This window comes from Pseudomonas sp. MF6776 (genome assembly GCF_016613125.1).
Taxonomy (GTDB): Bacteria; Pseudomonadota; Gammaproteobacteria; order Pseudomonadales; family Pseudomonadaceae; genus Aquipseudomonas; species Aquipseudomonas iridis.
In genome coordinates this window covers 1-17,516 of record NZ_JAENSQ010000023.1, presented here as the reverse complement: position 1 = coordinate 17,516, position 17,516 = coordinate 1, and the positions used below count along the sequence as shown (strand labels likewise).

17 protein-coding genes are annotated in these 17,516 nt (G+C 59.4%); 12 read left to right on the top strand and 5 right to left on the bottom strand.

Features of this window, described 5'->3' with window-relative positions; all coding sequences use genetic code 11:
• Positions 1 to 38: 38 nt before the first annotated feature.
• The 5 genes from JJD74_RS22230 (at position 39) to JJD74_RS22210 (ending at position 6,153) form a co-directional block, all read left to right on the top strand.
• The gene (locus JJD74_RS22230) at positions 39 to 1,394 is read left to right on the top strand and encodes a M16 family metallopeptidase (RefSeq protein ID WP_115147105.1); all 1,356 of its coding nucleotides are present in this window, start codon (positions 39 to 41) and stop codon (positions 1,392 to 1,394) included.
• On the top strand, positions 1,387 to 2,877 hold the full coding sequence (locus JJD74_RS22225) for a M16 family metallopeptidase (protein ID WP_200616839.1): 1,491 nt from the start codon (positions 1,387 to 1,389) through the stop codon (positions 2,875 to 2,877). Before JJD74_RS22230 ends, JJD74_RS22225 begins: the two co-directional genes overlap by 8 nt.
• On the top strand, positions 2,877 to 3,488 hold the full coding sequence (gene rsmD / locus JJD74_RS22220; RefSeq protein WP_042561563.1) for a 16S rRNA (guanine(966)-N(2))-methyltransferase RsmD: 612 nt from the start codon (positions 2,877 to 2,879) through the stop codon (positions 3,486 to 3,488). Before JJD74_RS22225 ends, rsmD begins: the two co-directional genes overlap by 1 nt.
• Before the next feature lie 146 nt (positions 3,489 to 3,634).
• A complete protein-coding gene (locus tag JJD74_RS22215) occupies positions 3,635 to 4,885 on the top strand; it encodes a M16 family metallopeptidase (protein WP_200616838.1) in 1,251 nt (416 codons plus the stop codon).
• 263 nt (positions 4,886 to 5,148) lie between these two features.
• Positions 5,149 to 6,153, top strand: coding sequence for a hydrolase (locus tag JJD74_RS22210; RefSeq protein WP_200616869.1), 1,005 nt, complete (start codon positions 5,149 to 5,151; stop codon positions 6,151 to 6,153).
• 60 nt (positions 6,154 to 6,213) lie between these two features.
• On the opposite strand, the gene JJD74_RS22205 is transcribed toward JJD74_RS22210, so the two are convergent.
• Both JJD74_RS22205 and JJD74_RS22200 read right to left on the bottom strand, forming a co-directional pair.
• Positions 6,214 to 7,068, bottom strand: a complete 855-nt coding sequence (locus JJD74_RS22205) for a sulfurtransferase (RefSeq protein ID WP_200616837.1) — start codon at positions 7,066 to 7,068, stop codon at positions 6,214 to 6,216.
• Between the two features lie 30 nt (positions 7,069 to 7,098).
• Positions 7,099 to 7,770, bottom strand: coding sequence for a TetR/AcrR family transcriptional regulator (locus JJD74_RS22200; protein ID WP_047303967.1), 672 nt, complete (start codon positions 7,768 to 7,770; stop codon positions 7,099 to 7,101).
• A 147-nt stretch (positions 7,771 to 7,917) separates the two neighbouring features.
• Here JJD74_RS22200 and JJD74_RS22195 point away from each other — a divergent pair, with 147 nt between their 5' ends.
• The 5 genes from JJD74_RS22195 to JJD74_RS22175 all read left to right on the top strand — a co-directional run bounded on the left by JJD74_RS22195 (position 7,918) and on the right by JJD74_RS22175 (position 12,562).
• Positions 7,918 to 9,348 (top strand): coniferyl aldehyde dehydrogenase, encoded by a 1,431-nt coding sequence (locus JJD74_RS22195; RefSeq protein ID WP_042561567.1) that lies wholly within the window; start codon positions 7,918 to 7,920, stop codon positions 9,346 to 9,348.
• A 32-nt stretch (positions 9,349 to 9,380) separates the two neighbouring features.
• The gene (locus tag JJD74_RS22190; protein ID WP_200616836.1) at positions 9,381 to 9,926 is read left to right on the top strand and encodes a twin-arginine translocation pathway signal protein; all 546 of its coding nucleotides are present in this window, start codon (positions 9,381 to 9,383) and stop codon (positions 9,924 to 9,926) included.
• Positions 9,927 to 10,017: 91 nt separating this feature from the next.
• Entirely contained in the window at positions 10,018 to 11,613 is a 1,596-nt protein-coding gene (locus JJD74_RS22185; protein ID WP_200616835.1) for a GMC family oxidoreductase, read from the top strand.
• A 115-nt stretch (positions 11,614 to 11,728) separates the two neighbouring features.
• Positions 11,729 to 12,208: a pantetheine-phosphate adenylyltransferase gene (gene coaD, locus JJD74_RS22180; protein WP_003229157.1), complete on the top strand. Its 480-nt coding sequence runs from the start codon at positions 11,729 to 11,731 to the stop codon at positions 12,206 to 12,208.
• Between the two features lie 102 nt (positions 12,209 to 12,310).
• Entirely contained in the window at positions 12,311 to 12,562 is a 252-nt protein-coding gene (locus tag JJD74_RS22175) for a YfhL family 4Fe-4S dicluster ferredoxin (RefSeq protein ID WP_003195146.1), read from the top strand.
• A 150-nt stretch (positions 12,563 to 12,712) separates the two neighbouring features.
• Here JJD74_RS22175 and JJD74_RS22170 read toward each other — a convergent pair whose 3' ends face one another.
• The 3 genes from JJD74_RS22170 to JJD74_RS22160 form a co-directional block, all read right to left on the bottom strand.
• Positions 12,713 to 13,036: a multidrug transporter gene (locus JJD74_RS22170; protein ID WP_042561570.1), complete on the bottom strand. Its 324-nt coding sequence runs from the start codon at positions 13,034 to 13,036 to the stop codon at positions 12,713 to 12,715.
• Between the two features lie 70 nt (positions 13,037 to 13,106).
• Positions 13,107 to 13,919, bottom strand: a complete 813-nt coding sequence (mutM, locus tag JJD74_RS22165; RefSeq protein ID WP_200616834.1) for a bifunctional DNA-formamidopyrimidine glycosylase/DNA-(apurinic or apyrimidinic site) lyase — start codon at positions 13,917 to 13,919, stop codon at positions 13,107 to 13,109.
• Positions 13,920 to 13,931: 12 nt separating this feature from the next.
• Positions 13,932 to 14,744: an HDOD domain-containing protein gene (locus JJD74_RS22160; RefSeq protein WP_181818492.1), complete on the bottom strand. Its 813-nt coding sequence runs from the start codon at positions 14,742 to 14,744 to the stop codon at positions 13,932 to 13,934.
• Between the two features lie 228 nt (positions 14,745 to 14,972).
• Between JJD74_RS22160 and JJD74_RS22155 the strand changes: the two genes are divergently transcribed.
• Both JJD74_RS22155 and JJD74_RS22150 read left to right on the top strand, forming a co-directional pair.
• Positions 14,973 to 15,512 (top strand): type 1 glutamine amidotransferase domain-containing protein, encoded by a 540-nt coding sequence (locus JJD74_RS22155; protein WP_042561573.1) that lies wholly within the window; start codon positions 14,973 to 14,975, stop codon positions 15,510 to 15,512.
• A gap of 173 nt (positions 15,513 to 15,685) precedes the next feature.
• Positions 15,686 to 16,882 (top strand): class I SAM-dependent rRNA methyltransferase, encoded by a 1,197-nt coding sequence (locus JJD74_RS22150; RefSeq protein WP_042561574.1) that lies wholly within the window; start codon positions 15,686 to 15,688, stop codon positions 16,880 to 16,882.
• The last annotated feature ends 634 nt before the right edge of the window (positions 16,883 to 17,516 follow it).

Below are 17,516 nucleotides of genomic sequence, written 5' to 3'. Positions count from 1 at the left end.
GCTAAGACCAAGCGGGCAGCTCAACAGGTTAAAAAAGAATGAATGCTCTAGCCCGCCGCGCTGCAGGCCTGCTGTTCAGCACAGTCTGCCTGCCCCTTTCGGCCCTGGCGGCCGACCCGCAACCGACCCACGAATTCACCCTCGACAACGGCCTGAAGGTCGTCGTGCGCGAAGACCACCGCGCGCCGGTGGTGGTGTCGCAGGTCTGGTACAAGGTCGGTTCCAGCTACGAAACCCCGGGCCAGACCGGTCTGTCTCATGCGCTTGAGCACATGATGTTCAAGGGCAGCGAGAAAGTCGGCCCCGGCGAAGCCTCGCTGATCCTGCGCGACCTCGGTGCTGAAGAGAACGCGTTCACCAGCGACGACTTCACCGCTTATTACCAGGTGCTGGCGCGCGACCGTCTGGGCGTGGCCTTTGAACTGGAAGCCGATCGCATGGCCAACCTGCGCCTGCCGGCCGACGAGTTCGCCAAGGAAATCGAAGTCATCAAGGAAGAGCGCCGTCTGCGCACCGATGACAAGCCGATGTCCAAGGCTTACGAGCGTTACAAGGCGATGGCTTACCCGGCCAGCGGTTATCACACGCCGACAATCGGCTGGATGGCTGACCTCGACCGGATGAAGGTTGAAGAGCTGCGTCACTGGTATCAATCCTGGTACGTGCCGAACAACGCCACGCTGGTGGTCGTCGGCGACGTCACCCCGGACGAAGTCAAAACCCTCGCCCAACGCTACTTCGGCCCAATCGCCAAACGCGACGTACCTCCGGCGAAACAACCGCTGGAACTGGCCGAGCCCGGCGAGCGCAAGATCACCCTGCATGTGCAGACACAACTGCCTAGCCTGATGCTCGGTTTCAACGTGCCGAGCATCGCCACTGCCGAAGACAAACGTTCGGTTAACGCGCTGCGGTTGATTTCGGCGCTGCTCGATGGCGGTTACAGCGGGCGCATTCCCACCCAACTGGAGCGCGGCGAAGAGCTGGTGTCCGGCGGCTCGTCGAGCTACGACGCCTACACTCGCGGCGACAGCCTGTTCACCCTCTCGGCCACGCCCAACACGCAGAAGAAAAAGACCATGGCGCAAGCCGAGGCCGGTTTGTGGAAGCTGCTGGAGCAGTTGAAAACCACCGCGCCGTCCGCCGAAGAACTGGAACGCGTGCGTGCGCAAGTGATTGCCGGCCTGGTCTACGAGCGTGACTCGATCACCAGCCAGGCCACGGCCATCGGTCAGCTTGAGACCGTCGGCCTGTCGTGGAAACTGATGGACACCGAACTGGCCGATCTGGAGAGCGTCACGCCGCAAGACATCCAGAACGCCGCCAAGCTGTATTTCACCCGCGAACGTCTCAGCGTCGCCCACGTACTGCCACTGGAGACGACTCATGAGTGAGCGCAAAACCCCACGCCTGTTGTTGCTTGGTCTGATCGCTGTCGCGGTGATCGGCGCCACCGCTTTCTATCTGTCGCCAGGCGCTGACAGCAAGGCGAGCGAAGCACTGGACAACGCCAAGTCCGCGCAGAAGCTGCAATCGCTGGCCGAACTCGACGGCAAGGCCCCGGCTAGCCGCAAACTCGACGTGCAAACCTGGAACACCGCCGAAGGCGCCAAGGTGCTGTTCGTCGAAGCCCACGAACTGCCGATGTTCGACATGCGTCTGATCTTCGCCGCCGGCAGCAGTCAGGACGGCAACGCGCCGGGTCTGGCGGTGCTGACCAACGCGATGCTCAATGAAGGCGTGGCCGGCAAGGACGTCGGTGCTATCGCCCAAGGTTTCGAAGGCCTCGGCGCGGATTTCGGCAATGGTGCTTTCAAGGACATGGCGCTGGCTTCGCTGCGCAGTCTGAGCGCCGCTGACCAGCGCGAACCGGCATTGAGTCTGTTCTCGGAAGTCGTCGGCAAACCGACTTTCCCCGCCGACTCGTTCGCGCGCATCAAGAATCAGATGCTCGCCGGATTCGAATACCAGAAACAGAACCCCGGCAAACTTGCCAGCCTGGAGCTGATGAAGCGCCTGTATGGCGATCACCCGTACGCGCATTCGAGCGACGGCAACGAGCAGAGCGTGCCGAAGATCACCCTCGCGCAACTGCGTGAATTCCACGCCAAAGCCTACGCTGCCGGCAACGTGGTGATCGCGCTGGTCGGCGACCTGTCCCGCGCTGACGCCGAGGCGATTGCCAATCAGGTGTCCGCTGCCCTGCCGAAAGGCCCGGCAATGGCGAAAATTGCCCAGCCACAGGAACCGCAAGCCAGCGTCGGTCACATCGAATTCCCGTCGAAGCAGACCAACCTGATGATCGCGCAGTTGGGCATCGATCGTGATGACCCTGACTACGCGGCATTGTCGATGGGCAACCAGATACTCGGCGGCGGTGGTTTCGGCACCCGGTTGATGAGCGAAGTTCGCGAGAAACGCGGGCTGGCCTATGGCGTGTATTCCGGATTTAGCCCGATGCAGGTTCGCGGCCCGTTCCTGATCAACCTGCAGACCCGCGCTGAAATGAGCGAAGGCACTCTGAAACTGGTGCAGGATGTACTCGCCGACTACCTGAAAACCGGCCCGACCCAGAAAGAACTCGACGACGCCAAACGCGAACTGGCCGGCAGCTTCCCGCTGTCCACCGCGAGCAACGCCGACATTGTTGGCCAACTTGGCGCCATGGGCTTCTATAATCTGCCGTTGAGCTACCTGGATGACTTCATGCGTCAGTCCCAGAGCCTGACCGTAGAGCAGGTCCGCAGCGCACTGAACAAACACTTGAGCACGGACAAAATGGTCATCGTCACCGCTGGCCCGACCGTGCCGCAAAAGCCGTTACCGGCCCCATCTGATAAACCTGCCGAGCAACCGCTCGGGGTTCCGGAGCATTAATGGCTACTCGTCCAAAAAAACCTGTTCACAACGTGCACAACGGCGTGAATCAACTGCGCATCATTGGTGGTGAATGGGGCAGCCGCAAGCTGAGCTTCCCCGATGCGCCGGGTCTGCGCCCAACGCCGGACCGCGTGCGTGAGACCCTGTTCAACTGGCTCGCACCTTACGTGGAGGGGGCCAAGGTATTCGATCCGTTCGCCGGCAGCGGCGCGCTGTTTCTCGAAGCACTGTCCCGTGGCGCCGCCATGGGCCAGGCGCTGGACGCCAGTAATATCGCCGTTTCAAGCCTCAAGGAACACCTCGGCACCCTGCGCTGCACCAACGGTCAGGTACAAACTGCCGACGCCCTGCGCTATCTGGAAACGCAAACTGCCACCGCGTATGACCTGGTGTTCCTCGACCCACCGTTCAACCAGAACCTGCTGCCCACCGTGTGCACATTGCTCGAAGAGCGCCAGTGGCTGGCCGATGACGCCTGGGTTTACACCGAAAGCGAAAGCGCCCCCTCGACCCTCGGCCTGCCGCAAAACTGGCGTCTGCATCGCGAGCAGAAATCCGGTCGCGTGTATTACGCGTTGTGGCATCGCCTGGCAGAAACAATCGCTTGACCACGCCTGAGCAGACAACTTAATTGCCCGAGCCTCCAGCTCGGCTTTTAATTAAGTTGCAATAGTTCAGCAATAGCGAGAGACCTCTGTTTCATCCATCTTGTGCAAGCGAAATTAGTCGCCTAAACATCATGGATGAAACTTTAATGAATACAAACACCCTCGAATACACCCCTAATCCGCTTCATGAGTTCACGCTCGACAATGGCTTGAAAGTTGTAGTGCGAGAAGATCACCGAACACCTCAAGTTGCACTAACACTGACTTTCGCCAGCCGCGGTGACGAGCGCCCTGAAGAGTTCGGGACGGGCAACGTGCTACTGCGTGCACTGCGATATCTAAAAAACGATTACGAGGCCTTCATTACAGAAAGCGGAGGTACTCGGTTCCGTTACGGCGATTCCCCTGGCTCTGGCCAACTGACTGACTCGCTATTGGTACCGGTAGAACACTTGGAAAGCGCGCTCAAGCTCCAGTCGAAGCTGATGACAACCGATCCGCCGGACGAATCGCTGCAAAATGCTCTGAATATCACCAGAGACAGGAACAAGAAGGAATCCTTCTTCTTATCACCGATATGGTACAGCCCAGAAATCGAGTGCCTGGTGTACGCAGGCAGCAGGCACTACAGATCCCATCAGGCGGTTTCGGCCAACCTTGAAAGATTGTCTCCCGATCGCATACGGAACTTGCGGCGGAGTCGGCACTGCCCCGACAACGCACAGCTGGCAATCACTGGCGATATTGGAATTGAAGAAGCCCGGCGCTTGGTCGAACGCCACTTCGCAGATATCCCACGAGGTGAGCCTTCGTTCAGATCTGCGGTGCAAGTTCCGGCAGCGCCCGGCTATCGCCGGATAACGCAGTACCTGGATACTCAACACCCCGAGTATTCCATGATGATCTTCATATTCAACACACCGCTGGTTTATGAACTGGAAGTATTAGGCTCCTTGCTTGAAGGCGATACCCTGCCACGTTTGGCCGCACTCCAGGAAAAGCGTGGTGGAGTTGTACCGAGGTTCATTGGAGACAATCAAGGCAATACAATTCTCGGCCTTGCTTTTTATATCCACGGCGACCCACAGGAAGCCGAAGAGAACTTCTGGAAGTTTCTGGATGAAGTGAAGCGTTCCCCTTTCTCTGCTGAAGAGATCGACTCCGCCGTCAACAAAGCCTGTTCGCTGCCTCAAGTCTGGAACAGCTCACTAGAGCACCAGGCAGAAGCGCTCTCCTATTTGTATGGATCAGGTCAGCCTTTGCAGTTGCTTGACGATAAAGTCGGGCTGTTGCGCAGCATCACCCCTGAGGACGTTCATGTTGCAGCCAACGCCTACCTCACCCGCGAAAATGCCACCGTCGTTTGTGCATTGCCGATCGGAACAAAACCGAAGTAACGCTTTAAACAGTCTGCGACTGTAGCGGTTCGGTTTTTTTAAACCGCTCACTAGCAGCGTCAAGCAACGCAGTGCCTGACGCTCAAGCAATAAATGAAACAGTGAAACGCCACCGGTCTGCTGATCGGTGGCGCCTGGTAACCGTCAGGGTGATGTCGCGTCGAAACAGGCTTTGTGGCAAGTTAGGTTCTTTCATTGAAAGCGTCAGCGCCTGATACGCCCGCCGCTTTGCGCAAGACCTGTCGAGAGTTGCCGTGCCGTCACTGAACCCAACATCAAGCCCCCGTTTTACGCCAGCCTTCGGCCTCGGCAACCCGCACTTGCAAACCTTGTGGGGACCGCTCTGGCGCAAAACCACCCACCTGGACCGCGAACGTGAACGTGAACGCTTGTGGCTTGCAGACGGTGACTTCCTCGACCTCGACTGGCACGGCCCGCACAGCGCCGATGCGCCATTGGTGCTGGTGTTGCACGGCCTGACCGGTTCGTCCAATTCGCCTTATGTCGCCGGCCTGCAAAAAGTGCTGGGCGCTCAAGGCTGGGCCAGTGTGGCGCTCAACTGGCGTGGCTGTTCGGGCGAGCCGAATCTGCTGTCGCGCAGCTATCACTCCGGGGCCAGCGAAGACCTCGCCGAAGCCATTCGGCACCTGCGCGCCAAGCGACCACTGGCGCCGCTGTATGCCGTCGGCTATTCCCTGGGGGGCAACGTGCTGCTCAAGCACTTGGGCGAAACCGGCAGCGCCAGCGGCGTAATCGGTGCCGTGGCGGTGTCGGTACCGTTTCGGCTCGACCAATGCGCCGACCGTATCGGACAAGGCTTTTCGAAGATCTATCAGGCGCATTTCATGCGCGAGATGGTCGGCTACATCAAGAACAAGCAACGGCAGTTTCAGCACGATGGCCGCGAAGACAGTCTGGCCGAGCTGGCCGCGCTCGGCTCACTGGAAAATATGCGCACATTCTGGGATTTCGATGGCCGGGTGACGGCGCCGCTGCACGGATTTACCGATGCGCACGATTACTACCGCCGTGCATCGAGCCGCTACTTTCTTGGTGAGATTCGTACGCCGACATTAATTATCCAGGCAGCGGACGATCCTTTCGTCTTCCCTCACAGCTTGCCGAGCGCTGGAGAGTTGTCTGCCTGCACGCAGTTCGAATTGCAGCCCAAGGGTGGCCACGTCGGTTTTGTCGATGGCACGCTTCGCCGACCGGATTACTACCTTGAACGGCGCATCCCGCAGTGGCTGGCGCGCCTTGCGTCTTGAACGATCAAGGCAGTCGATCCCTTTCTGGCAAACCGCACCGCAGACGGTGATCTTTTGAGCTTATTCGCCGGTGGCAATACCGCGCGAAGGCTCGTTGATCCACTCACTCCAGGACCCGGCATACAACGAAGCCAATGGATACCCGGCCAGACACAGCGCAAACAGGTTGTGACATGCCGTCACGCCTGAGCCGCAATAGGCGACCAGTTCCGACGGCGAGCGCTCGCCAAGCTTCGCGGCAAAGTGCTGTTTGAGCTGATCGGCTGGCAGGAATCCTCCATCACTGCCCAGGTTGTCGGTGAACGCCGCGCAATGCGCGCCGGGAATGTGCCCGGCGATCGGGTCGATCGGTTCCACTTCGCCCTTGAAACGCGGCAGGGCCCGCGCATCGATCAGGGTCAACGCGGGTTGACCGAGGCGTTGTTGTAATTGCTCGGCACTTAGCAGCAGGCTCATGTCCGGCTGACCACTGAAATGACCAGGCGTGAGAGTCGGCGCATCCAGACTCAGCGGCAGACCCGCCGCATGCCAGGCCTTGAGCCCGCCATCGAGAATGAACACGCCGTCGCGCTTGCCCAGCCACGCCAGCAACCACCAGGCACGCGCTGCGTAGGCACCGGGGCCGTCGTCATACAAAACCACGTCGCTGTCGGCATTGATGCCCCAGGCTTGCAGGCGCTCGACCAGTGCTGTCGGCTCGGGCAAAGGATGACGCCCGGTCACGCCTTTGACCACTTTGCCACTGAGGTCGCGCTCCAGATCGGCAAAGCCCGCCCCGGCAATGTGCCCCTCGGCATAACTGCGCTGCCCGTAATCCGGGTCATCGAGGGCAAAACGACAATCGAGAATCACCAGCCCCGGCTGTTCCTTGCGGGCATCCAGTGCGTCGGGACTGATCAGTTGCGCAATCGGCATAACGGGCTCCTGTGAATTCAACGAAACGGTTTACTTCACGTCATCGAGGGCCTGGGCCAGCGGCACGTAAAACTCCTCGAACAGCGCATTGACCTCTTCACGCGCCTGCGCGGTGACAAACCCGGCCTCCAGTACCAGCACCTGGTACACGCCACGCTTGATGGCTTGCTCGCTGAGGTGATTGGAGTTTTCCCGAGTGGTGCACAGAAAGCGCACCCAGGACGTCAGGATGATCCAGGCATTGAGGGTCAGGGATTCGATCTGCACGCGGTCCATGTCGAGGATCCCGGCGGCAACAAAACCTTCGTAGATCGCCCCGCCCTGGATCAAGCAGCGCTGGGAAAAACGCCGATAGCGCGCGGCCAGCTCCGGGTCGCTGTCGAGCAGATGCTCGAGGTCGCGGTGCAGAAAGCGATATCGCCACATCGCCGAGAGCAGCTCCTTGAGATAGAAACGCTTGTCTTCGACGGTCGCGGCGCGCCCCTGCGGCGGGCGCAGGAAGCTGTCGACAAGGCTCTCGTACTCACTGAACAACACGGCGATGATCGCCTGCTTGTTGGGGAAGTGGTAGTAGAGGTTGCCCGGAGAAATCTCCATGTGGGCGGCGATGTGATTGGTGCTGATGCTGCGCTCGCCCTGTTGATTGAACAGTTCGAGACTGTTCAGCACGATACGCTCGCTGGTTTTTATTCGTGGGGCCATGGGCTTGAGCTTTAATTCAGAGTGCGTTGAGGAGCATCTTACGACCTAACCGGAAATGGATAAAACACTGCTGTGCATGGAAGTCATTTGACTTTCTAGAGCATAGACTCTAAAAAGTGCCTCATTATAATAAATCCGGAGCCGACCATGACTGCCGATATTGCCTACCTGCAAACGCTACAAGAGCCACTGCAAGCACTTGATCGGCAGTTCAATGCGCAAAGGGCCGCGTACGCCGCCAACCCGATGCCACCTGCTGCCCAGCGTCAGCAATGGCTCAAGGCTCTGCGCGATTTGCTCAGCAACGAGCGTCAGGCTTTGATCGAGGCAATCAGTGCCGATTTCAGCCATCGCAGCGCCGATGAAACGCTGCTTGCCGAATTGATGCCGAGCCTGCATGGCATTCACTACGCCAGTCGCCATCTCAGAGGCTGGATGAAAGACTCGCGACGCAAGGTCGGCATGGCTTTCCAGCCAGCCTCGGCGAAAGTGGTTTACCAGCCGCTGGGCGTGATCGGCGTCATCGTGCCGTGGAATTACCCGCTGTATCTGGCCATCGGCCCACTGGTCGGCGCGTTGGCGGCGGGCAACCGGGTGATGCTCAAACTCAGTGAATCGACCCCGGCCACTGGCCTGTTGCTCAAGGAACTGCTGGCGCGGATCTTCCCCGAAGATCTGGTCTGTGTGGTGCTTGGCGAAGCCGACATCGGCGTGGCGTTTTCCCGTCTGCGCTTCGATCATCTGCTGTTCACCGGCGCCACCAGCATCGGCAAGCACGTCATGCGCGCCGCAGCAGAAAACCTCACGCCCGTGACGCTGGAACTGGGCGGCAAATCCCCCGCCATCGTCTCCCGTGATGTGCCGCTCAAGGATGCCGCCGAACGCATCGCCTTCGGTAAAACCCTCAACGCCGGGCAGACCTGCGTCGCCCCCGATTACGTGCTGGTGCCGGAAGACCGGGTCGGCGGCTTCGTCGAAGCCTATCGCCAGGCCGTACAGGGTTTTTATCCGACCCTCACCGACAACCCGGACTACACCGCGATCATCAACGAACGCCAACTGGCCCGACTCAACAGTTACGTCAGTGATGCCACCAGCAAGGGCGCGCTGCTGATTCCGCTGTTCGATCAGGGTCAGGGCCGGCGCATGCCGCACAGTGTGTTGTTGAATGTCAGCGACGAAATGACGGTCATGCAGGATGAAATCTTCGGCCCGCTGTTGCCGATCGTGCCGTATCGAGATCTGGAGCAGGCATTCGCTTACATCAATCAGCGGCCTCGACCTCTGGCTCTTTACTATTTTGGCTACGACAAACGCGAACAGAACCGCGTGCTGCACGAAACCCATTCCGGCGGCGTGTGCCTGAACGACACGTTGCTGCATGTGGCGCAGGACGACATGCCCTTCGGCGGCATCGGCGCGTCGGGGATGGGCCATTACCATGGTCACGAAGGGTTCCTGACCTTCAGCAAAGCCAAAGGGGTGCTGATTAAACAGCGCTTCAATGCGGCCCGACTGATTTACCCGCCTTATGGCAAATCGATTCAGAAGCTGATCCAGAAGCTGTTCATCCGCTAAACGTTCGTCATCGCCGCCGGGTAATAAAAACAATGCACCCAAGCCTGACCGATACACCTGCACTGTCGCGCCGTGGCCTGCTGAAATTCAGCCTCGGCGCCACGGCATTTCTCGCCACCGCCGGACTCGGCGCCAGCCTCAGCGGCTGCTCGTCGAGCGTCGCAGCCAATGGCTTCGTCTCGTTACGCGACGGCGACCTGCTGTTTCTGCGCGCACTGATTCCGGTGATGCTCGATGGCGCCGCGGCTCCAGAGAAAATGCCGGACGCGGTGGCTGGCACTCTCAAGTCGCTGGATTACAGCCTCGATCACCTGTCGCCGGAAATGCTCAAACTCACACGACAGTTGTTCGACGTGCTGGGCATGACCGTGACGCGCGGGCCGCTCACCGGGATCTGGGGCAGCTGGGAAAACGCCAGTCCCGACGCAATGCGCAGCTTTCTTGATCGCTGGGAAAACAGCTCGTTGAGTCTGCTGCGCATGGGCCACAGCTCTTTGCAGCAGATGGTGCTGATGGCCTGGTACAACCGCGGCGAATCCTGGACGCACTGCGGTTATCCCGGCCCGCCCACGGTCTGAACATCACGCTAGACCTGTGGGAGCGGGCTTGCCCGCGATAGCGTCAGTCGCCGCACAGTCGAATCAAAAAATAATAAAGAGAGCCTGATCGATGCCCGTACCCGACCCCTTCCGCGAAGGCCTCGCCCGAGGCTGGAAAACCTACAATGGCGCGCAACTGGCCGATGATCTGACCCTTGAGGCCGATGTCGCGATCATCGGCAGCGGTGCCGGTGGCGGTACCACCGCGGAAATCCTCAGCGCCGCCGGCTATAAAGTGCTGCTGATCGAAGAAGGCCCGCTGAAAACCAGCTCCGACTTCAAAATGCTTGAGGACAAGGCCTACAGCAGCCTCTATCAGGAAGGCATCGGCCGCATGAGCAAGGACGGCGCGATCACCATCCTGCAGGGCCGCGCGGTCGGCGGCACGACGCTGATCAACTGGACATCGAGCTTCCGCACCCCAGAGCCAACCCTCGAACACTGGGCCACCGAGCACAACGTCAAGGGCCACAGCCCTGCCGACATGGCGCCATGGTTCGAAAAAATGGAGCAGCGCCTCGGCGTCGCGCCGTGGATGGTTCCACCGAACCCCAACAACGACGTGATCCGCAAAGGCTGCGAGCAACTCGGCTATAGCTGGCACGTGATTCCGCGCAATGTGCGCGGCTGCTGGAACCTCGGCTACTGCGGTATGGGCTGCCCGACCAACGCCAAGCAATCGATGATGGTCACGACCATTCCGGCCACCCTGGAAAAGGGCGGCGAACTGCTGTACCTCGCCCGCGCGGAAAAACTGCTGATCAACGGCGACAAAGTGACCGGCCTGCACTGCGTGGCCATGGATGAACGCTGCGTCGAGCCGACCGGACGCAAAATCACCGTCAAGGCGCGGCATTACATATTGGCCGGCGGTGGTATCAACAGTCCGGCCCTGCTGCTGCGCTCCGAAGCGCCGGATCCGCATCAGCGAGTGGGCAAACGCACGTTTCTGCACTTGGTGAACATGTCCGCCGGACGCTTCGACGAGGTGATCAACCCTTTTTACGGTGCGCCGCAATCGATCTACTCCGACCACTTCCAATGGAAGAACGGTGTCTCCGGGCCGATAGGTTACAAACTGGAGGTGCCGCCACTGCACCCGGCGCTGGCGGCCACGCTGCTGGGCGGATTTGGTCAGGAGAGCGCGCAGCACATGGCCGATCTCCCACACACCCACGCGATGCTGGCGTTATTGCGCGACGGTTTTCACCCGGACAGCCCGGGCGGCAATGTCGAGTTGCGCGGCGACGGCTCGCCGGTGCTCGACTATCAGGTTTCGCCTTACGCCTGGGAAGGCTTGCGCCGCGCGTTCCACAACATGGCCGAGATCCAGTTCGCCGGTGGCGCCAAAGCGGTGATGCCAATGCACGCCGACGCGCGTTACGTGAAGACGCTGGCCGAGGCGCGCAGCCTGATCGATGGTTTGAGCCTTGAGTTGTATCGCACACGGCTGGGCAGCGCCCACGTCATGGGCGGCTGCGCGATGGGTGAAGATCCGAAAACCGCGGTGACCGACAGCCTTGGACGCCATCATCAACTGAGCAATCTGTCGATTCATGACGGCTCGCTATTCCCCACCAGCATTGGCGCCAACCCGCAATTGTCGGTGTACGGTCTGACTGCACAATTGGCCACTTCCCTCGCCGACAGGCTGAAAAATCCGTGAAAAAGCAGGATATTCCGATCGTCTATAGTGCTTTCTTACCCAACAGGCGACTTGGCCGACCGGGACGGCTGCGATACCATCCGACTCCCCAACGGACTCCCGCCAGGACGACGCGATGAACCGAGTGTTGTACCCAGGTACCTTCGACCCTATTACCAAGGGCCATGGCGATCTGGTCGAACGCGCCTCGCGCCTGTTCGATCACGTGATCATTGCGGTCGCCGCCAGCCCCAAGAAGAACCCGCTGTTCCCGCTGGAACAACGAGTAGAACTGGCTCGTGAGGTCACCAAACACCTGCCGAACGTGGAAGTGGTCGGTTTCTCGACGCTGCTGGCGCACTTCGCCAAAGAGCAGAACGCCAATGTCTTCCTGCGTGGTTTGCGCGCAGTGTCGGACTTCGAATACGAGTTCCAGCTGGCCAACATGAACCGCCAGTTGGCGCCGGATGTGGAGAGCCTGTTTCTTACCCCGTCCGAGCGTTATTCGTTCATTTCCTCGACGCTGGTGCGGGAAATCGCCGCGCTGGGTGGCGATATCAGCAAGTTCGTTCACCCGGCCGTGGCCGATGCCCTGACCCTGCGCTTCAAGAAGTAACGACCGTTCAAACGGCGCCCGCGTGCACTGCGGGCGCCAATGCGGCACAATTGCGCGCATTGGTTTATAGCGCCCGGGCCTACCGCCCCGGCTGGAGTTAGCATGTCCCTGATCATCACCGACGATTGCATCAACTGCGACGTCTGCGAACCCGAGTGCCCGAACGCCGCCATTTCCCAAGGCGAAGAGATCTACGTGATCGACCCGAATCTGTGCACCCAGTGCGTCGGCCACTACGACGAACCGCAGTGCCAGCAGGTCTGCCCAGTGGATTGCATTCCATTGGACGAAGCGCATCCGGAGACTGAAGAACAGTTGATGGAGAAGTACCGCAAGATCACCGGCAAGGCCTGAGTTCTTCAGCGCCGCTGGCGACGCCATCGCGGGCAAGCCCGCTCCCACAGGGTTCTGTGGTGGAACAAAAATTGTGTGAACACCATAACCTTGTGGGAGCGGGCTTGCCCGCGATGAGCCCATCGGCAACACCGCAAAACCCGGATCAGCTCACTCGCGCTGCTCAAAACCCTCCCCGACACACCCCAGACACCGCACAAACGCTGCCCTCGCCGGATCAACCACCAGCGCCTGCCCTGCATCGCCAATTCCGCCACCCAGCGCGGTAAACGGCAACGACACCACAAACGCCCCCGCACCGATCACCGTCGCCACCACCAGCAAAGGTCGGGCGATCAGCAAGTCGCCAAGCATGGCGTAGGCCGGTGGGTTCTGGATGGTGTAACGCGGATCACCGCTGCCGGTTTCCGTGGCCTGGACAGCCAGGCTGGAACACAGCAGCAGTGCGGCACAGAGGACTTGCAGGGATTTCATGGCACGATCCTTCGGGCTAGGCAGTGAGACAACTCACTATAGACCGTAGGATGTTTTCGAACGGTTTACCTCAGCTTTGACAGCGCGGGCAGAAAACACTGGCGCGCTGGCCAAGCTTCACTTCGCGCAGCCCGGTGCCGCAGACCTTGCAGTGTTCACCACCACGGCCATAGACAAACAGCTCCTGCTGGAAATATCCCGGTTGCCCGTCGCCGCCGATAAAATCACGCAACGTGGTGCCGCCACGCTCGATGGCGGCGGCAAGGATGCGTTTGATCTCGATCGCCAGTTTCAGATAACGCGTCCGGGAAATGCCCCCGGCCTCGCGACGCGGATCAATCCCGGCAGCGAACAGCGCTTCGGTCGCATAGATATTGCCGACCCCGACCACCACCGCGTTGTCCATGATGAACGGCTTGACCGCCATGGAGCGTCCGCGCGACAGCTTAAACAACCGTTCACCGTCGAACAGATCGGTCAACGGCTCCGGCCCGAGACGAATCAGCAATTCGTGATTGAGTGGATCGGTACTCCAAAGCATTGCGCCGAAACGCCGCGGATCGGTGTAGCGCAGGGCCAAACCGGATTCCAGCTCGATATCGACATGCTCATGCTTGAGCGCCGGCAACCCGACCTCGACCAAGCGCAAATTACCTGACATGCCCAGATGGCTGATCAACGTGCCGACTTCTGCATTGATCAGCAGATACTTGGCCCGCCGCTCGACCAGCATGATGCGCTGGCCCGACAGACGCACATCGAGGTCTTCGGGGATGGGCCAGCGCAGACGGCGGTCGCGCACGATCACACGGCTGACGCGCTGGCCTTCCAGATGCGGAGCAATGCCCCGGCGGGTGGTTTCGACTTCCGGCAATTCAGGCATGGCGTCCTCGAATCAATGCGCGCCGAGGTCGCGAATCGTTTGTTTTAGGGATTCGAAGTCGTATTCCGACAGGCCGACATAATCAAGCACCAACGGGCCGACCGCGTTCCATTCGAAATCTTCGGTCTGGTTGCCCAGTACCCGATAGGACGCGCAGATGTGCTCGGCCATCTTGAGGATCGCCAGCAGGTTCTTCAGTTGACTGTTGCGGGACGACTCGTCGCTGAAAATCGCCAGCGCATTGTGGTGGTTGGCGATCGCTGCACTGACGTGTTCCGGCAGGCGCCAGGACTTGGCCGTGTAGTAGCCGACCACGGCGTGGTTGGTGTTGAACGCGTTGTTTTCGGTGTCCACCACCCGGCATTCGGCGCTGGCCTGGGCGTAGGCTTTTTCCAGAATCGACATGTAATTGGGGAAGCGCTGCAACATCAACGGCACCCCGCAATCGTGGAACAGGCCCAAGGCGTAGGCTTCGTCGCCGGCCTGAGTGCCGATGCGCTTGGCCAGCGTCAGGCACGTCATCGCCACGTCCTGGGCGGTATCCCAGAAACGGTTGAGCGTGACGATGGTGTCATCGTTCATCTCGCCCTTGATCGACTGCGCGTTGATCAGGTTGATGATCGAACGACTGCCCAACAGGTTCACCGCGCGCTGGATCGAAGTGATCTTGTTGCTCAAGCCGTAATACGGCGAGTTGACGATTTTCAGCAGCGAGCCGGAGAGGCCAGGATCCTGGGCGATCAGCTTGGCGATCACCTCCAGGTCCGGGTCAGGCATGTACTGCTCCATTTGCAGATCCACCATGATCTGCGGCTGCGCGGGCACGCTGATGCCTTGCAGGGATTGTTGGATCTGTTCGGCGGTCAGCTCTTGGGACATAAGTACACACTCTGGGACAGGCGGCGATTCTACCCTCTAAAAACCGCAGGACGACACACCAGTGGGCAATTGTCAGGAACTTTCATTCAAGCGCCGGCTTCGGATTCATTAATGCCCAACGGATCATTCAGGTCCCATGAGGCGGTAAATTCCCACAGACTCAGGAGCTTATCGATGGCTACTCAACTCAACGGCAAGCGCGTCGCTTTTTTGGTAACTGATGGTTTCGAACAGGTTGAATTGACAGGTCCCAAGCAAGCGCTCGAACAGGCCGGCGCTCAGGTCGACATTCTTTCGGCCGAAGAAGGCACGGTCAAAGGCTGGAACCATGACAAACCGGCGGATGACTTCAAGGTCGACCGGACCTTCCAGGCCGCCAGCAGCGAGCAATATGACGCGATCGTATTACCCGGTGGCGTACAGAATTCGGACACCATCCGCATCGACCAGGATGCCCAGCACCTGGTCAAGACAGGCACCTCGGCCGGTAAACCGATTGCGGTGATCTGCCATGGCGGCTGGCTGTTGATTTCGGCGGGGCTGGTGAATGGCAAAACCATGACCAGCTACAAGACGCTCAAGGATGATCTGGTGAATGCCGGCGCCAACTGGGTCGATCAGGAAGTGGTCAAAGACGGCCACTTGATCAGCAGCCGGCAGCCGGATGATATTCCGGCGTTCAGTCGTGAGTTGATCGGCGCCCTGTCGGCGTAGCATTCCAGACCGCTTGCGCGAGCAATCTCGCTCCCACAGGGGATTTGTGATCACCACAAGCCCGATGTGAGAGCGAGTCTGCTCGCGAAGGCGTCACCAGCGTTTCATCGCACGCCAAACCCGGCACAAGTCTCAACACGCTATACTCCCGCTCTTTTTTCCGGAGCGACGTCATGTCCCTGCCTAGCTTGCGCCTCAAAGCCAACGCCGACCGTCGCCTGCGCGCCGGTCACCTGTGGGTCTACAGCAACGAAATCGATGTAGCCGCCACGCCACTGCACGGCTTCAATGCCGGCGATCAGGCGATCCTCGAAGCTGCCGGCGGCAAGCCGCTGGGCATCGTGGCGATGAGCCCGAACAACCTGATCTGTGCACGCCTGCTGTCGCGCGACACCAAGGTGATGCTGGACAAATCCCTGCTGGTGCATCGCCTCAACGTAGCGCTGTCGCTGCGTGATCGCCTGTTCGACAAGCCGTTCTATCGTCTGGTGTACGGTGATTCCGACCTGCTGCCGGGTCTGGTCGTTGACCGTTTCGGCGACATCCTCGTGGTCCAGATCGCCTCGGCGACCATGGAAGCGCATAAAGATGACGTGATCGCCGCACTGACCCAAGTGCTCAAGCCAAGCGGCATTCTGTTCAAAAACGATTCCGCTGCGCGTGACGCCGAAGGCCTCAACCGCTACGTCGAAACCGTATTCGGTCTGGTACCGGAATGGGTCGCACTGGAAGAGAACGGCGTGAAGTTCGAAGCGCCGGTCATTCAGGGTCAGAAAACCGGTTGGTTCTATGACCACCGCATGAATCGCGCACGCCTGGCGCCGTATGCCAAAGGCAAGCGTGTACTCGACCTCTATAGCTACATCGGTGGCTGGGGCGTGCAGGCTGCCGCATTCGGCGCCAGCGAAGTGTTCTGTGTCGATGCCTCGGCCTTCGCCCTTGATGGGGTCGAGCGCAACGCTGCATTGAACGGCTTCGCCGACAAGATGACCTGCATCGAAGGTGATGTCTTCGAAGCCTTGAAAGAGCTGAAGGCAAGCGAAGAACGCTTCGACGTGATCGTGGCCGACCCGCCAGCGTTCATCAAACGCAAGAAAGACATGAAGAACGGCGAAGGTGCTTACCGTCGTCTGAACGAGCAAGCCATGCGCCTGCTCAACAAGGACGGCATTCTGGTCAGCGCTTCGTGCTCGATGCACCTGCCGGAAGACGATCTGCAAAACATCCTGCTGACCAGCGCCCGCCACCTGGATCGCAACATCCAGTTGCTGGAGCGCGGCGGTCAGGGCCCGGATCACCCGGTCCACCCGGCGATCGCCGAAACCCGCTACATCAAGAGCATCACCTGCCGCCTGCTGCCTAACAGCTGATCAATGCGGATGACGGGGAGCCACCAGGCTCCCCGTTTGCTTTACGCCTGAATCTGACGGCCAATCAACCTACTTTTACCTTCGTTATTGCGACTTCCTACACTTGCGTCCGACTGACGTGCAGGACGTTTCCTTACGCCCTTAAATTATTGAAACTTGCCCTACAAAGTCCATCTCTTTCTAAAGATCGCTCCGACAAAATTACTGGAATATTCCTACTTAATATCCACTTGCCAATAATCCATTACAAACTATTATGAAGTTGTCACCACGAGGTGACTTCGCTTATCAATGAACAAGGAGTTCAAATCATGAAAAACATTTCTCTGGAAACCAACAAAATCGCAAACCTAGCTTTTCTGGTTGCGCCTAAAGCCCGTTAAATAAGTCTGGACGCTGCGGAGTGCCGGCCCCTCGGCGTCCTTTCGACTTTATCCAGAGTGAATGAACCACATGTACATCAACCCTTATTTGTTTATATTGCCGCGCTCGCCCGGACAAATAGTCTGGGCGGTTACAGGAGCTGAGTGCAACACGGTTATTGAATTGAAGCTGGAGCATCATGCCGCATAGCCATAGCTTCCTGCATCACCTCGTCCATAACCTCGATCGGACACTTGAAGTCGAAGCGCTT

Coding starts and splice junctions, on each gene's coding strand:
- JJD74_RS22190 (WP_200616836.1), top strand. CDS start 9,381: ATGCACCCAAGCCTGACCGATACACCTGCACTGTCGCGCCGTGGCCTG.
- JJD74_RS22185 (WP_200616835.1), top strand. CDS start 10,018: ATGCCCGTACCCGACCCCTTCCGCGAAGGCCTCGCCCGAGGCTGGAAA.
- JJD74_RS22195 (WP_042561567.1), top strand. CDS start 7,918: ATGACTGCCGATATTGCCTACCTGCAAACGCTACAAGAGCCACTGCAA.
- coaD (WP_003229157.1), top strand. CDS start 11,729: ATGAACCGAGTGTTGTACCCAGGTACCTTCGACCCTATTACCAAGGGC.
- JJD74_RS22230 (WP_115147105.1), top strand. CDS start 39: ATGAATGCTCTAGCCCGCCGCGCTGCAGGCCTGCTGTTCAGCACAGTC.
- JJD74_RS22150 (WP_042561574.1), top strand. CDS start 15,686: ATGTCCCTGCCTAGCTTGCGCCTCAAAGCCAACGCCGACCGTCGCCTG.
- JJD74_RS22200 (WP_047303967.1), bottom strand. CDS start 7,770: ATGGCCCCACGAATAAAAACCAGCGAGCGTATCGTGCTGAACAGTCTC.
- mutM (WP_200616834.1), bottom strand. CDS start 13,919: ATGCCTGAATTGCCGGAAGTCGAAACCACCCGCCGGGGCATTGCTCCG.
- JJD74_RS22170 (WP_042561570.1), bottom strand. CDS start 13,036: ATGAAATCCCTGCAAGTCCTCTGTGCCGCACTGCTGCTGTGTTCCAGC.
- JJD74_RS22215 (WP_200616838.1), top strand. CDS start 3,635: ATGAATACAAACACCCTCGAATACACCCCTAATCCGCTTCATGAGTTC.
- JJD74_RS22155 (WP_042561573.1), top strand. CDS start 14,973: ATGGCTACTCAACTCAACGGCAAGCGCGTCGCTTTTTTGGTAACTGAT.
- rsmD (WP_042561563.1), top strand. CDS start 2,877: ATGGCTACTCGTCCAAAAAAACCTGTTCACAACGTGCACAACGGCGTG.
- JJD74_RS22175 (WP_003195146.1), top strand. CDS start 12,311: ATGTCCCTGATCATCACCGACGATTGCATCAACTGCGACGTCTGCGAA.
- JJD74_RS22205 (WP_200616837.1), bottom strand. CDS start 7,068: ATGCCGATTGCGCAACTGATCAGTCCCGACGCACTGGATGCCCGCAAG.
- JJD74_RS22225 (WP_200616839.1), top strand. CDS start 1,387: ATGAGTGAGCGCAAAACCCCACGCCTGTTGTTGCTTGGTCTGATCGCT.